This window comes from Gilliamella sp. B2887 (assembly GCF_026537015.1).
Classification (GTDB): domain Bacteria; phylum Pseudomonadota; class Gammaproteobacteria; order Enterobacterales; family Orbaceae; genus Gilliamella.
In genome coordinates this window covers 128,384-143,450 of record NZ_JAFNMX010000007.1, presented here as the reverse complement: position 1 = coordinate 143,450, position 15,067 = coordinate 128,384, and the positions used below count along the sequence as shown (strand labels likewise).

Sequence of the window (15,067 nt, the reverse complement as noted above, 5' to 3'; positions counted from 1 at the left end):
TCAAAATCAGCCGTGAGGGCATTGAGCTGGGCACAGCGGATAATGTGTATATAAAAAGCAATGCTCTGCAAAAAATGGGACCGGCGACCATCAATGTATCGCCCTCTTCTCTGCCTAGCCCATTATCTGCCACGACAAACCGTATTTGTTTACGCTGTTTAATTCAAGCTGCTGAGAATGGTGAAATGTTTGTAGTTAGTGGGAGTTAATTCGTCATGTTAAACACCCATATTGTCAATCAAATAAAATTAGAACGCCAAAAACAGTCACGATATAAATTACACCTTTATGCTTTAATCGATGGCCTTGGATATGAGCGTTTATTTCGAGATGAAATCGTTGAAAGTGAAGGAGTGGCTCCGTTATTCATTCAACCTAATAATCAAGATGTTGCTTTTGCAGGGCCTTGGATTTTCAATGTTTCGCAATTGAGTGATGATTTAAAAAGCCAAGTCATTAAACTTGAACAAACGTATCCCTCGGTGTCATGGATAATCTCATCGTTATCTTTTAACCATTTATTGAATCATTTAGAAAGAAGATTGCATTTAACCTTGGAAGAGAATCGTTATGCGTTACTTCGTTATTACGATCCACGAGTATTAAATAGACTCCCTAGCGTATTCACACCGGAACAATTTAAACTCTTTACGTTACAAATTAATGAGTGGATCTTTTACCTTAACAATCATTATTATTCATTGATGACAGGACGATTATCATGAAATTTAGTACAGAACAAATTAACAAAATTTTAGAGCAAGAAAAAGATGAATATCTTTGGGATCTGATACATAAATTTAAAAATGATAAACGTTTGAAATTACCTGATGAACAAATTGACGATCTGTTTAAACGATTAAAAGAAACATATAACTATCTTATGGAGTTGGGGTTTGATAAAAAGGTGCTCATAGAAACATTTTTATGTGCCGAAACAACAACGCCTGGTTTTAGAGATAATCCAAAATTCAAAGCTTGGATAGAAAAGCCTAACGGAATTCCTGAAAATCAATTTGAAGATTTATTAAGAATAGCCAGTAAAATTCAATCATGGCAATAAGGAGAAAATATGGTAGTACCTATTGTGATTGGTATTGCGTTAGAAGAGTTGGCTTTATATATTATAGCTACTGGTGCAGCGATTATTTATGCAGATCAAACAATGAATAAAGAATCCGGTACTAGGACTGATTCAAAGCCAACTTGGCCTAATAGTTCTGAAACGGATTCTTCAAAAAGCGGTGAAACTACACAAAGCGATTTATTTAACTACAGTGCTGACGCTTCAATAGACGAAATTATTGAACGAGAGCTGCATTCGCAATCAATTGGCCTTGAACAAGAGTACAGTCGAATTAGCTATGATGAAAAAGCACGGCTACGAGCAGAAACCTTAGCACTTATAACGACATTAGTAACCTCGCAAAATTGTGATTGCCCACCCGATACCTATAAGCGGGTTAAGTTAAAACCAATACGTCGAGGTATGAGCTTACTGTCACTCGATTATCAATCAGCGATTTGTGATGTTGAGTGGTACATTGAGGAAGGTAATAAAAAATCAAATTTAATTCCTGAGTGGGTCTATTTTCAGGGACCGGGTGATCCGCCAGTGGATTTTGATGGATGGCTTCCGCGGTTTTGTCTATTTTTAGAGGTTAAAGCGCGTTATGATTTTTTATTTCAAAAAGGGTTAGGAGACCCTGAGTTAAATAATTGGGCTCTAGGTTATTACGAAAGATTAATAGATCAAGCAGCACGGCAAAATAGGGTTTGCGATTTTAATCCTCCTGCAAAATGTTGTTGGGTGTGGATGACACCAAAAGCGTATCTTCACTTTGAAATGGTAAAGCGTGATTTTCCACATTTGTTGTCTATTTTTGTTCCATTATCTTTTTATTAGGAAACCATTATGAAAAAACAATTAACTGTTGAGATGTATCTTAAACCTGAAGCCTATTTACCACTCTCTGTGTGTATTGCGCAAATTGAACAGATATTAAAAATCCAGCATAACTATCTTCATAAAAGTGAAAATTGGTACTTATGTGGTGCCTCTAAGAAAAAGTCATCCATTTATCAGCTATTTAATAAAAATGGCGTAACTAAAGTTGGATTGGAAAAATTAACTCAAAAATATAAGAAAAATAAGAATTCTTTTAGTGAAGCGATTTGGGATAAAGATACTGAAGAGGCAGCTCTAAGTTATTTTTTATATGAGAAAACTTTTGAGAAAAGATTTTTCCTTAAAATTTATTTAAGTTTTACAATAGATATAACGATTACTAAATCTCAAACAGTCACTGCATTTATTTTAGCCTTAGTTCAGAAATTTAATAGTGCCTATATTATGGTTAATGGAAATTATTTACCCCAAAAAGCTGTTTTTCCCGACAGACTATCTGCAGGCTGGATGATATACCTACCCAAGGCTCAATTAACGCACGAAATGGTGCCCGAGTCGTCGGATGTGGTAAGTGTCAAAAATGAGGATGGATTGGTAACCGGAACGCTGGTGGTAACGATGCCTCATTTTTTTGATAAAGAAAATGCAGATGATATTAAAGCGGTAAATCGAGTTGATATTCGGCTACGTGAGTTAGATCTATTGCCATTGTATACAGACATGTAAACTATTTATTCTGAATTAGAGGGAAGAAAAATCAAATTTAATTCCTGAGTGGGTCTATTTTCAGGGACCGGGTGATCCGCCAGTGGATTTTGATGGATGGCTTCCGCGGTTTTGTCTATTTTTGTTCCATTATCTTTCTATTAGGAAGCCATTATGAAAAAAGAATTAGCTGTTGAGATGTATTTTAAACCTGAAGCCTATTTACCACTCTCTGTGTGTATTGCGCAAATTGAACAGATATTAAAAATCCAGCATAACTATCTTCATAAAAGTGAAAATTGGTACTTATGTGGCGCCTCTAAGAAAAAATCATCCATTTATCAGATATTTGATGAAAATGGTATAACCGAAGTTGGTTTGAAAAAGCTGACTCTTGGGTATAAAAAAGAACATAATAGTTTTGATTTGGCTGTTTGGGATAAAGATACTGAAGAGGCAGCTCTAAGTTATTTTTTATATGAGAAAACTTTTGAGAAAAGATTTTTCCTTAAAATTTATTTAAGTTTTACAATAGATATAACGATTACTAAATCTCAAACAGTCACTGCGTTTATTTTAGCCTTAGTTCAGAAATTTAATAGTGCCTATATTATGGTTAATGGAAATTATTTACCCCAAAAAGCTGTTTTTCCCGACAGACTATCTGCAGGCTGGATGATATACCTACCCAAGACTCAATTAACGCACGAAATGGTGCCCGAGTCGTCGGATGTGGTAAGTGTCAAAAATGAGGATGGACTGGTAACCGGAACGCTGGTGGTAACGATGCCTCATTTTTTTGATGAAGAAAATGCAGATGATATTAAAGCGGTAAATCGAGTTGATATTCGGCTACGTGAGTTAGATCTATTGCCATTGTATACAGACATGTAAACTATTTATTCTGAGTTAGAGGGAAGAAAAATCAAATTTAATTCCTGAGTGGGTCTATTTTCAGGGGCCGGGTGATCCGCCAGTGGATTTTGATGGATGGCTTCCGCGGTTTTGTCTATTTTTAGAGGTTAAAGCGCGTTATGATTTTTTATTTCAAAAAGGGTTAGGAAAGCCTGTGTTAAATAAATGGGCTTCAAATTATTACAAAAGATTAATAGATCAAGCAGCACGGCAAAATAGGGTATGCGATTTTAATCCTCCTGCAAAATGTTGTTGGATTTTTATGACACCATGGGCGTACTTGGGTTCCCTTACCCTAGTTATAGAGGATATTTTATGCGAGAGATATTAAATGTTCAGTTTCGAATACTTATCTATTTACCTAAAGTGACATTAGTTACCTATGCTGATTTTTGTCACCGTTTGGAAAAGGCCTTAAAGGTTTATCAACACTGTTTTGACCCCAAAATGACTTGGTATTTGCTCAAAAATACGGTGAAAGTAAAACCCGAGGCGTTAGTCCATAGTCCCGATGGTTTTACTGAGTTTGGTTTAAAAAAACTCTCTTTCGCTCACAAAAAAATCGATAAAGAGGGTGATACGCTCATTTCATTTATTGATGGTGAACACAATACCTTTGGAAAATTAATTAGTTATAGTGCATCTAAATCCTTAGATAACTCGTTTGTTCAATCTAATATTGACTTTTTTTTCACTGAACCCAACGAGCCTCAAATTTTAAAACAAATCACGTTTTTTGTTACCGAGCTGGCAAAAGTCTTTACCGATAGCTATATTGAAATCGATTTGATGCAGACCTTTTCGAAAGTGAATGCACTATTTGTAAAACGGATTGGTGTCTCGTTAATTGCTTATATTCCAAGTCCCTTAAAAGCTAGCGACTATCCCGAAGCCCATCAAGTGATCCCGATTGATAAAGACGATAAACAGGTGGGAACTGTGATTGTATCGCTTGATCATTTACCAAGTATTGAAAACACCGAAGATGTGAAAACAATCAATCGGATTGATTTAAGATTGCGCGATGCGGATTTATTACCAATAAGAAGTGATTTATAAGGGATATTATGTGACAAGCTACTCTGTTCAATGTGATTATTAACTTAACTAAAAAAGCGTTCATTACCTTTGTCGATAGACATGAGCGATCACACAAAATTGTGATTGCCCACCCGATAACGTTGGCGTCGCTTTACTCGGCAATAATTCGCCAATATGGAAAACCCTTGCTTTTCCATTATCCACAGAAAACAGGACTGCCATTTAGCAGCGGTATTGGGGCTAATCCCTAATTGTTGATTGGCGGTTTTAAGGGTTTCACCTTGTAGCAATAAGTCAACAAAAGGCAACCACAGTTCGCAATGAGATAAATGATTTAATTGATATTTTTTGAGCGGATTAAACGTATGTCGACAGCTTCGGCAACGAAAATTAAGGCGGTGACCAATACGAACCGTCAGAGGTGATTGGCAATAATCGCAAGGCATGACGGATGTACTGAGCAAATCTTTAAGCCATGATTTAAATGCTTGCGCTTGCTGACTGACCTGGTTAGGGGTGGTTTGCTCAAGGTCTAATACCGCTTGATAAAGGTCAGGCTCATGCTGTTCCAGCAATTGCCGAATAACATTATCCCGTCTACGAGCTGCTCGTGGTGACAGGTTGAACTGAGCTGCAATAAAACTGTGGGGCTGAGCCGTTAAGGTGTACGGAGCAATATCAATCAGCAATGATGTCGGTTTAAGGCGCTGGTATAAAGGATTTGCTGCAACGAAATTGGGCAACTGTTGCAAAAATCGCTCAGCAGCAGGCTGTTGCTTACTCGGTAAAATTGCATGATACATTATTACGCTCCTTATAACGGTATAGACTCCTCAATAATTTTTACAAACACTATAACCTAAAAAGTAAACTCTTGGAATTGTTTAATTAACGACTGCCCAGCCTAAACAGAATATGCTATATTATTTTTTAACTGATTTTACAAGGTGATACGATGGATATTAAACTGACTAAGCATGACAAACGCTATATTGAAGGCACAGACGATGTCTACAGCATTATGCAACGTGTGTTATTGCGTGATAACCAAATCGACCAAGAAAAAGAACATCTTTGGATGATTGGGATGAATCAAGCTGGTTATATTCTGTACATCGAACTGATTGCGCTTGGCAGTTATAAATCGGTCGACGTTGAACCGATGAATGTATTTCGTGTTGCGGTAATGAAAAACGCCTCACGCGTGATATTAGTTCACAACCATCCATCAGGATCGCTGATGCCGTCCGAGGCGGATAAAGATATCACTGATCGCCTCATTCAAGTTGGCCGTATTCTAAATATCAATCTAATCGACCACCTAATCATCACCCCAAAAACCTATATCAGCTTTCGCAGTACTAAGCTTATGGATGAGTTAGAACAAAGCCTAAAATACGTCCCAACTTATCAAGTGGTTGAACGCATCCGTAAGGAAGAAAAGTTGATTGCTAAAGAGAAGTTGGCGGTAGCTAACAGCAAAGCGAAGATAGCAAAATTGGGAGAGAAAAAAGAAAGAGAACAAAAAGAACGATTGGTTCAAGCTTTAGTCCAAAAAGAAGTATCCGTTGAACAAATTGCGATCATCATGAAAATTGGTGTAAAAGAGGTTCAAAAGATTTTGAAAAAGAAAAATAGTTAAAATTAAAGAATAATTAGATTTATAAAATGTGAAGTAACTCGCATTTTTTATGTTTTTAATTTAAGTTTTGCGATCTAACTAGCCTAAAATCAAAAAGAATTATAAATAAAAACAGATAATCAGAACAGATATAAATATCGACACAAAAAGGAAGTAGAATTGTCATGAATAATGCCTCTAAAATAAATAAGCCATATCTATGTCTTAATGCTATGCTAGTAGAAAAAAAATACAATACATTAGATTTCAGTAATTTTCTTAAAACAGAAATCAAAATAAATAGCTATGATTTAGATGATAAATATAAATTAGATGGTAAGTTTTACGTCAAAATCTCAACCGACAAGAAACCAGAATGGCATAAATTTACAGAAAATATTACAGGAAAATCGCTAGATGAATTAATGAACAGATCTAGCTCGGCAGTTTTATTTATAAAAAACCAAGATGTCATTATTGCTTTTACATTCGGATATGGACTTTTTTTAATTGATACAAAATATTTTGTACAAGATTTTGGTATCAAAACTGCTTTAAACACACTTAAACATGATAGTTTACGAAGTATTGATTTACATACATTAGATGACCAATCTATCCAAAAGAGATCTCAAGCATCAAGAAATTCTGGTGTTACCGCATTCGGTATAGATATATCAAAAGATGTTTTACGTGCAGTTACAGGCACTGCTAAAAAAGGTATTAATTTTAAAAATATATCAGGAGGAGATGCCGTTTATTCTTTTAGTGTCGAGATAAACATAGAAGAAATTCCCAATTTAGTTACAAAATTATTTACACATTATAATAATGACTCATATAAAGTTGAGTTTTCGTGGGTTGACAATATAAGAAAAATAAAAGAAAAAACACGTGTAGACGCCCTCGATAACAAATTACTAGAAAATATACAACAAAAATCTACGGAGATTATGATTACAATTCCTGAGATAATTCAATGGGATTCTGTATATGGGTTTAGCTTTACCAGATCAAAACACATAATTAAACCCACAATTGAAACAAAAGAATATCTTGATAATATTGATCCATCAGCGGTTAATATAAAATCAATTAAACGAGATCGGCTTCATGTTTTTGATATAAATGAAAATGAAACAGAATATCCAATTTATAATTGTATTTATTTTGAACATAAAAAAGGAAGTAAGACTTTTGTTCTTTTTTCTGGACAATGGTATGAAATTGATAATAATTTTATAAAAAGAATTAATAGTGTATTGAATCAAATCGATATATCAGAACTTCAATTTCCTACTGTGTACGACTGGTCAAATGGTAATAAACCAAAACTTGAGGCAGAACAAGAATACAATAAAAGAACCGCCAAAGAACTTGATTGTTATTTATTAGATAAAAGATTAATAAAAAGTAATAGAACTACAACTCCAATTGAAGTGTGTGATTTATTGACTAAAGATAAGAAGTTTATCCATGTAAAACATCGAAAAGGTGGTTCAGCAGGATTAAGCCATTTATTTTCCCAAGCTAAAGTCTCATCAGAGGTCTTATTAGGGGATAAAGAATTTAGAAAAGCTGTTTCTAAAGAATTAAAAATTTCTTTTCCAAAATTAAAAGAAATTATTCCCATTAACCAATTCAAAAGTGATGGTGTTGAAGTCATACTTTTAATTTTAGGAGAGAATTCTTCAACATTAAAAAATAATTTACCATTTTTTAGCAAAGTAAATTTGGCAGATACATATCAGAATTTAACTCAAAAAGGATTTAAAGTTACTATTGCAGGTGCAGAAAAAGAACAGAAAATATAAATTATTATATATAAGTTTAATATTTATTCTATAAGCTATATATTATATTAGCGATCTAGAGAAAATAAAGCTGTTGATACGATTGTTTATAAAAATTAAATAGATAATCAATTGAGAAATACAATATTTGTATGAGATAAAATCAGTATTTTTTCATTATAAATTGTATCAACGACATAGTAATATACCAATTTCCTGACCATATTAAAAATATTAATCTAATATTTTTGATATTTGTTCAAACTTTTCTTTCTCAAATTCATCAAAATTATTTCTAATATTCTTATTTTCTTCCTTTTCATAATATTCAATGATTTTTTGTGGTGCACCGTAATCACTTGCTAATCTGCCTTTTTCGGTAAGTGCATTATATTCAAGTTTAATTAAAAGTTTATCAATACCATGTTCTTCATCTATATTTGTGTTGTTTAAAGTTGTTTGATGATATTTATACATGATATTAAACACTCCTAAATATTTAACTAACTGATATTTAAATTGGTTAAAGATTACATCAGCCGTTATTCTAATAGCTTCATCAATCTGCTTGCTCCTCTTCTCTAACTGATATTTTACACATCCTAAAAAACCATTATTAATGTAGGCAGATAACATATACGTAATAATAGGGTAAGTACCAGACTCTATTTTAGTTTCTGTTTCTACAATACGTTTCAGTTGAGGGTTAGTTATAATAGGTTTTATTATATATAAAATAGTTTTTAATCCATCATAATGGATATTTAATTTTGGAGAATTAATATATTGAATTAGTAGCTTTATATTTTTCGTTTCTAAAGTATTTAATTTTTTAATTCGTTTATAAATATATAATTTATCTTGATAAGACATAGCCTTGAACATCGATATAATTTCATTTGGAATATTTTCATTTTTTAATTCTGCTAAAATTTTTAATTTACGCATTTTCTCATGCAAATTTAAAAATTTATTATCAGTTATAAATAAATCTATATCATCTTTTCTAGCTTCTTCATCATAGTTTTTGTACTTTATAACATCTCCCTTACTTTTTAGAATATCCTCAAATTCTGGTGATAAAATTAATACTCTACCACTATAGTGATGTAAAAACCGTCCAGCTCTACCAACGATATTTTTTGCATCAAATGATTTTAATGTTTTTTTTCCTTTATAGGCACTTAAAACAACAAGATTTTTTGCAGAAGTATTAACCCCTTCAGTAATTGTTGTCGTTGATATCAATACATTCAATGAGCCTTCATTAAAAAGATCAACAATTTCTTTTTGGATATATTTAGGAATATGGCCATGATGAATACCTATTTTATTTTTTAACGCTTTAATTAATATCCAAGTATTATTTTCTTTATCTCTTAAATTATAATTTTTTTCTAAATGTAAAATAAATCTTTGTAACCTCTTTGATTTGTGATTATTTTTTTGAAAAGATGATAATTTCAAAAGGTTATTGATTGTTTTTTCTGCTTTTGCGGGACCACTGGTATATAAAAGAGCATTTTCTTGAATATATAAAATAGAAGCTATAATAGAGCATACTTTTTCATTACTTTTATCCGTACTTTTTATGGTTATTTCTAATTCTTCAGCAATTTTATTTAACCCATTTGTCAATGAAATTATTTTCTTTGAGACTATTTCATATTTATTAAAATCAATTACTTTAAACCTATTCTCTTTTAAAAAAATATTAAACGATTGATTAATATTGTTATTTTTCTCTTCTGGAAATTCAATATAGGGACCAACTAATAAAATATCACTCGTTTTAGGCAAAATTTCATGTAAAGCAATACGATAAGCTATATCTCTTTCGTTTTCTTTATTCTCTGAATCAATCAAATATTCATTATCGATTTTATATATTTCATCAATAAAAACAAAATCTAATGAAAAATTTCTATGTTTATCAATAAAAGATAAATATCGTTCGGGTGTATAGATAAATAGGTTTTGATCACCTAACATAGGGACATCGCTAAGAGTATGAATAGAAAAGTTACTAAAATAATTATACTGAGAATCTGAAATCAATTTTTCATAATTTTCAGACAAAAGCGCTATTGTTGGAAATATTAGTGCAACATTTTTATATTTAAGTTTACGTATTATTTCATATACTAAAAAAGTTTTTCCAAAAGATGTAGTTGCAGATAGAAAATAACGGTTTGTTTTATCTGTTAAAAATTGATTTAATATTTCTTGCTGATATTTATGTACTTTAATATTTTCATCAATATATAATGACGATTCATACAATAGAGAGGATAGTGTATTAAGGCTTATATCTGATAATTTATTATCATGATTAAATTTTTCTAACAAATCATAATAATGTGGTATACCAGCAGCATTGGATATATATTTCAGAAATTCTAAATCAGATGATGACAGTTGTTCATCTTTAATATAATCAAAGTAATTACACACTTCTGTAATAAAATCGTATGCTTTTAACTTTTTAGCCCTATAGCCATTAAGACTTTTTATTAAATTAGCGGTTTTCTCGATTCGATACATTCAATCACCTTTTGTTTAATCTGCTTTATTTGATCTAAAGGCATTAATATAAAAAATAATTTATAATCAATCGATAATGAAAATTTTTTATCCTTAGAATTTTTATTAATACAATCAATTGCTTTAATGATTTTTTGTTCAAAATTAGATTTTTTATCTGAATAAATTAATAAGATAGGATAAACAAGCGTCATATTGTATTTCTTTATTTCATCAATAATTTTAATAGAAGGATTATCTCGCCAGCTATTAAGAATAGCTTCAATTTTAGAACCTTTTATACTAAACTTTTCACTATAATCATCAAATTCTAAAACATTTGTTGATAAATAATCATCTGAAAGAGCTTTATTTAATCCCTTTAAGGCGCTTTTCACGCATGAAGCTAGTGATTCTCTAAATTTAACTTCTCCAAACCATAAATAAATATTATCCTTATGTTCGGCTAAATGATAGGAGTCATAACCTGACGTTTCCGCTTTTGCAAGAGGACTATAAAAATAACCTCTTGATATAATAGGCTTTGCTTGGAAAAAATAATATAAAACTGAGTACAGCAAAACTTCACCATAAAAACCATACCTTATCTTTGTATCTAGATCCTGATCTGGTGAATACTTAATTTTTTTCTGTATAGCCTTATCTAAAAGATTTTCATATGAATACTTATTAATTTCGAATTGATTAAATGAATAATCAATAATCGAATTATAAATGAGATCTATTAGTTTTTCATTTGAATGGCAGATAAAAACATGATCATTATGATTACTAATATTTGGTTGATCTAAACCAAGACTCTCATTTGGCAATTGATATTTTTTTGATAATGTTTCCTTAATTAATTCTTGTAGTTGCGTTCTCAAAACAATCCTTATTTAAGATATAAAACCATATATAAGAAGAATAATATCAGTTTTTTTTGTATTTGTTTGTCAGATTTTTAGAACTCAATAAAATATTTGTGATATTAATCACAATTTTATTTAGTAAAATCTATGATCCAACTCGCAAAAAATAACAAGCCCATTAACATATAAGCCAACTAATTCCCCCAAATCTATCAAATATTCGCCCTTACGCCCCACGCATAGTGGAATAGGAAGCCGGAGGGTTTCGTTGGAAACCTTCGTTCGCCTGAACACCTGAACTTAAATATTGCACGGCGGCTTTCAAGGCGAACCCCATTGCAATAACCTAAAGGGAGGATCTGTAAGAATCTTATTGAAGAGAAAACTAATGCAATTACGACGCTTAGTAAGTTTGGCAATTTAATGTTGATAGTAGTAAAGATTAAATAAATATTGAGGATCGCGCCTCGATAATTTTTACCTCTTCACACACACCAGTACCTTAATTGATTGCACTATCTCAACTAATTCATTTTGTGCGGTCATCACTGCATCAATATCTTTGTTTGCCATTGGGATTTCATTAATCACATTAGCATCTTTTCGACATTCAACATGTGCCGTTGCTTTGATTTGATCTTTAATGGTAAATCTGTTTCTCGTCGCTGTTGGGCTTATCACTCACTACACAATATGAAAAAAACTATCTGCTTTGACCAATCATTGTTAAATATAGCTTTTTGCGATTTCGAGAACCAAAAAACAGAATAGTAATGATGCCGACAGGCTGAAAAAATATTTGGTGGGCTGAGTTGGGATGAGATTCAACAGCCCCTAGAGCAAATTAGAGATTACGCATTAAAGACCAAATAATTGCTTCACCATTTGTTGATTGTATTTATCCTGACCACGCCAATAAGTGGCATATACCCAATCGTGTTTTCCCCTTGTTGGGCGCTCATAAGAAGCGGGTTGTAAAATCCCCACACAAGCCAAAATCTCAATAATGGTGTTACGTTCATCCTGATTGGATTTAAAGTTAGGTACATCCGTCAGTTTATCACTCAGTGAACCCGGGTAATCATCTTGCTGACAGGATGCAATAATGGCTAATATCCCTTTTAAAATAGCTATATCATCTTTGGTCGGTTCAGAGATTGCCTGTTTAGAGAATTGCATGAGATCAAAGTAGGTATAAAGTAAATCACCATGACGCACTCCTCCCCACTTTATTCGTTCAAAGTTTAAGATATTTAAATCTGCTTTGACGTAGTTTTCATTACCTATCATGCCATATTTGAGATCACGGCAGACCTGACACGTATAGGATGAATGAATCATTTGGCCATCTTGATAAGATTGACCAGACACGACTGGCGTATATTGATGCGCTGTCATTAATTTGGCGATAAAGTATGACGCAATACCTGAGCGCCAATCAAGTCGTCGCGTTGATAAGCTGCTCAAAAATGCTTTGGCAACGTGTTCAAGTGTGATTGTGGAGACGATGTCTATGATTTTATTGACACAATCATCGTGTGATATGGTAATGGGATCAAACATTAATCCTTTTTCTTTCGCATACGCGAAGTCGCTCGGCTCTGTTTTTATCTCCTTTCTGTCTTTCCAGCCATTTTTCCAATAGGTTTGAAACAGAATCTTTTTTGCTTTTTTGTCCATTTAATCACCCTATTTGTCTATTTTACTTTGAATTAGCACGAGTGAGCCCTCTAGCCATTGAGTTTAACTCATTGCGATAAATGATCAGATTCAGCAGTGATTTGATGTTTTTCTTTTACTGCAATTAGCTTCGAACCGTCATTAAAAGTCACGTGCTAATCTTTAGCAAGCAAATAGTGTGTTAACACTTGCCCAAGCCCAAAACAAAGTTTCGGAAGCATAGGAAAACCTTCCCAATATTTGGATTGAAAAATACAAATCATCACCCAAAATGATCTGCTGCTTTTGAATATCAATCTGCCAAGGTTGACCATCAATAACACCTTTTAAGATTTAAATAAAATTCATCAATTTATCCTTTACAAATAAATAATCAGCGTATAGAATTCATCCACTTTCCTGTATAATACTACTACAGGAAAATAATGAAGTAGAGTTTAAAATTGCAATAAAATCGAATATTTTTTCATAGTATTAACTGTTTACAGCATTAAAAATAAAATTGTTGCGTAGTTATTTTTTGCGCTACACAATCAATAAATTTTTATTCTTTTATTTGTATTTTTTTAATCATCTAATTAAAAAAAGGAATTTTCATGGAAACTAAATCTGAGTTTGTAGGGAGTAACCGTTCTGTCGTTGTAACTCTTTTATTGTGGTTTTTCTTCGGTACATTTGGTGTTTATAGGATGTATTTAGGTAAAGTCGGAACAGGTATTTTAATGCTTGTATTAACAATAATTGGCTTTATTACTATCCCTATAATAATCGGTATTCTTATATTAATTGGACTTTTTATTTGGTGGATAATTGATTTAGTTAGCATACTAAAATCACCAAAAATAAATAAAATGCCTTAAATTTAAAATTTTTAACAAAACTATAATTACTAAAGATAAAACTAGAAGTTTGTTTTATTAACTCTAGTTTTATCTTTAGTAGTAATTTACAACGATTATAGAAAGGAAAGTTCCTCTTAATAAAGTCAGATCCAACTGAGGAATAACTTCCTTCTTAACAGATTGAAATTTTATTTAAATTAATCGTTCAACTTTAAATGATAGTAATGTAGCTCTTTATTATTCAATAACACAAAAACCCTATTTCATTAATCAATTTGCTGTGTTAAATCATATAGCCATTGTTTTTATCATCACATCTTAAGTACAACCTTGTTTGTGATATTCGGCAGTCCTATTATATTATAAAGATAAACTCACTCGCCAAATAGTATCAATACCCAGCCGCTAAACCATCCCCTCTCGGGTCGGTTGCGCCTATTAGTCGATGATGATTGGTATCGATACGAATGGCACCGGCATGACCCATGGTATCGGTGTAATCATCAACAATTTGCACATCATGCCCACGTAATTTGAGGGAATGAATTACATCGTTAGGTATGCGCCCTTCCACTTTAAGATTATTGGAAGATGCACCCCATGTGCGGCCATGTAACCATCTTGGTGCATTAATGGCATCTTGTGGTGTCATGCCAAAATCAACAATTCGTGTCACAATTGCCGCTTGCGTTTGTGGTTGTCCTTCTCCGCCCATGGTGCCATAAACCAGATAAGGTTTATTATCTTTTAAAAGCATGGCTGGATTTAACGTATGAAAGGTGCGTTTATTTGGCTCTAAACGATTAATATGGTTAGGATCTAACGAGAAAAAACTACCACGATTTTGCAATAAAATCCCAGTATCATCCTCCACTATCCGAAGCGGATAAAGATATTACTGATCGCCTAATTCCAGTCGGTCGTATTTTAAACATCGACCTAATCGACCACCTAATCATCACTCCTAAACCCTATATTAGCTTTCGCAGTACTAATCTTATGGGCAAGTTAGAGCAAAGTCTGAAAAGAAAATATTGATTAATGCATTGTTGGAAAAGGAGTTTCGGTTGATGAATTTGCTAAGATTTGGGGATAACGGTGAAGGCAGTGGAGAGGATTACATAAATAAATTAATTTTTGATAAAGATTCTTATTTTCTGTGTTAT

Annotated in this window: 16 protein-coding genes and 3 pseudogenes; 12 read left to right on the top strand and 7 right to left on the bottom strand. The window is 32.4% G+C overall.

Annotated features, from left to right (window positions below):
* The 8 genes and pseudogenes from J3U13_RS07445 to J3U13_RS07415 all read left to right on the top strand — a co-directional run.
* Nucleotides 1–209, top strand: a pseudogene (locus J3U13_RS07445) (hypothetical protein); the annotation flags it as partial.
* A 6-nt stretch (nt 210–215) separates the two neighbouring features.
* Entirely contained in the window at nt 216–725 is a 510-nt protein-coding gene (locus J3U13_RS07440; protein WP_267341169.1) for a DUF4123 domain-containing protein, read from the top strand.
* Nucleotides 722–1,063, top strand: a complete 342-nt coding sequence (locus J3U13_RS07435) for a hypothetical protein (protein ID WP_267341168.1) — start codon at nt 722–724, stop codon at nt 1,061–1,063. The genes J3U13_RS07440 and J3U13_RS07435 overlap by 4 nt, the downstream gene beginning before the upstream one ends.
* A gap of 9 nt (nt 1,064–1,072) precedes the next feature.
* Entirely contained in the window at nt 1,073–1,906 is an 834-nt protein-coding gene (locus J3U13_RS07430; protein ID WP_267341167.1) for a Tox-REase-5 domain-containing protein, read from the top strand.
* A gap of 9 nt (nt 1,907–1,915) precedes the next feature.
* Nucleotides 1,916–2,635 (top strand): Imm52 family immunity protein, encoded by a 720-nt coding sequence (locus tag J3U13_RS07425; protein ID WP_267341165.1) that lies wholly within the window; start codon nt 1,916–1,918, stop codon nt 2,633–2,635.
* Nucleotides 2,636–2,788: 153 nt separating this feature from the next.
* Nucleotides 2,789–3,508 (top strand): Imm52 family immunity protein, encoded by a 720-nt coding sequence (locus J3U13_RS07420; protein ID WP_267341164.1) that lies wholly within the window; start codon nt 2,789–2,791, stop codon nt 3,506–3,508.
* 82 nt (nt 3,509–3,590) lie between these two features.
* A complete protein-coding gene (locus J3U13_RS11520) occupies nt 3,591–3,860 on the top strand; it encodes a Tox-REase-5 domain-containing protein (RefSeq protein WP_416380653.1) in 270 nt (89 codons plus the stop codon).
* A complete protein-coding gene (locus J3U13_RS07415) occupies nt 3,845–4,588 on the top strand; it encodes an Imm52 family immunity protein (RefSeq protein ID WP_267341162.1) in 744 nt (247 codons plus the stop codon). The genes J3U13_RS11520 and J3U13_RS07415 overlap by 16 nt, the downstream gene beginning before the upstream one ends.
* Before the next feature lie 89 nt (nt 4,589–4,677).
* On the opposite strand, the gene J3U13_RS07410 is transcribed toward J3U13_RS07415, so the two are convergent.
* On the bottom strand, nt 4,678–5,373 hold the full coding sequence (locus J3U13_RS07410; protein WP_267341160.1) for a hypothetical protein: 696 nt from the start codon (nt 5,371–5,373) through the stop codon (nt 4,678–4,680).
* Nucleotides 5,374–5,525: 152 nt separating this feature from the next.
* On the opposite strand from J3U13_RS07410, the gene J3U13_RS07405 reads away from it, so the two are divergent.
* Nucleotides 5,526–6,212, top strand: coding sequence for a JAB domain-containing protein (locus J3U13_RS07405; protein ID WP_267341159.1), 687 nt, complete (start codon nt 5,526–5,528; stop codon nt 6,210–6,212).
* A gap of 164 nt (nt 6,213–6,376) precedes the next feature.
* On the top strand, nt 6,377–8,005 hold the full coding sequence (locus tag J3U13_RS07400) for a TIGR04141 family sporadically distributed protein (protein ID WP_267341157.1): 1,629 nt from the start codon (nt 6,377–6,379) through the stop codon (nt 8,003–8,005).
* A 213-nt stretch (nt 8,006–8,218) separates the two neighbouring features.
* Here J3U13_RS07400 and J3U13_RS07395 read toward each other — a convergent pair whose 3' ends face one another.
* From J3U13_RS07395 to J3U13_RS11515, 5 genes and pseudogenes are all read right to left on the bottom strand, one after another.
* On the bottom strand, nt 8,219–10,528 hold the full coding sequence (locus J3U13_RS07395) for a helicase-related protein (protein ID WP_267341156.1): 2,310 nt from the start codon (nt 10,526–10,528) through the stop codon (nt 8,219–8,221).
* On the bottom strand, nt 10,498–11,394 hold the full coding sequence (locus J3U13_RS07390; RefSeq protein WP_267341155.1) for a DUF1837 domain-containing protein: 897 nt from the start codon (nt 11,392–11,394) through the stop codon (nt 10,498–10,500). The genes J3U13_RS07395 and J3U13_RS07390 overlap by 31 nt, the downstream gene beginning before the upstream one ends.
* Before the next feature lie 462 nt (nt 11,395–11,856).
* Nucleotides 11,857–12,057: pseudogene (locus J3U13_RS07385) on the bottom strand (RtcB family protein); the annotation flags it as partial.
* 180 nt (nt 12,058–12,237) lie between these two features.
* A complete protein-coding gene (locus J3U13_RS07380) occupies nt 12,238–13,059 on the bottom strand; it encodes a hypothetical protein (RefSeq protein ID WP_267341152.1) in 822 nt (273 codons plus the stop codon).
* A 162-nt stretch (nt 13,060–13,221) separates the two neighbouring features.
* Nucleotides 13,222–13,377, bottom strand: a complete 156-nt coding sequence (locus J3U13_RS11515) for a DUF6882 domain-containing protein (protein WP_416380655.1) — start codon at nt 13,375–13,377, stop codon at nt 13,222–13,224.
* 278 nt (nt 13,378–13,655) lie between these two features.
* On the opposite strand from J3U13_RS11515, the gene J3U13_RS07375 reads away from it, so the two are divergent.
* Entirely contained in the window at nt 13,656–13,919 is a 264-nt protein-coding gene (locus tag J3U13_RS07375; protein WP_267341151.1) for a TM2 domain-containing protein, read from the top strand.
* A 373-nt stretch (nt 13,920–14,292) separates the two neighbouring features.
* Here J3U13_RS07375 and J3U13_RS07370 read toward each other — a convergent pair.
* Nucleotides 14,293–14,778: pseudogene (locus tag J3U13_RS07370) on the bottom strand (gamma-glutamyltransferase); the annotation flags it as partial.
* Between J3U13_RS07370 and J3U13_RS11510 the strand changes: the two are divergent.
* The gene (locus J3U13_RS11510; RefSeq protein WP_081299508.1) at nt 14,751–14,939 is read left to right on the top strand and encodes a JAB domain-containing protein; all 189 of its coding nucleotides are present in this window, start codon (nt 14,751–14,753) and stop codon (nt 14,937–14,939) included. The pseudogene J3U13_RS07370 and the gene J3U13_RS11510 overlap by 28 nt on opposite strands.
* The last annotated feature ends 128 nt before the right edge of the window (nt 14,940–15,067 follow it).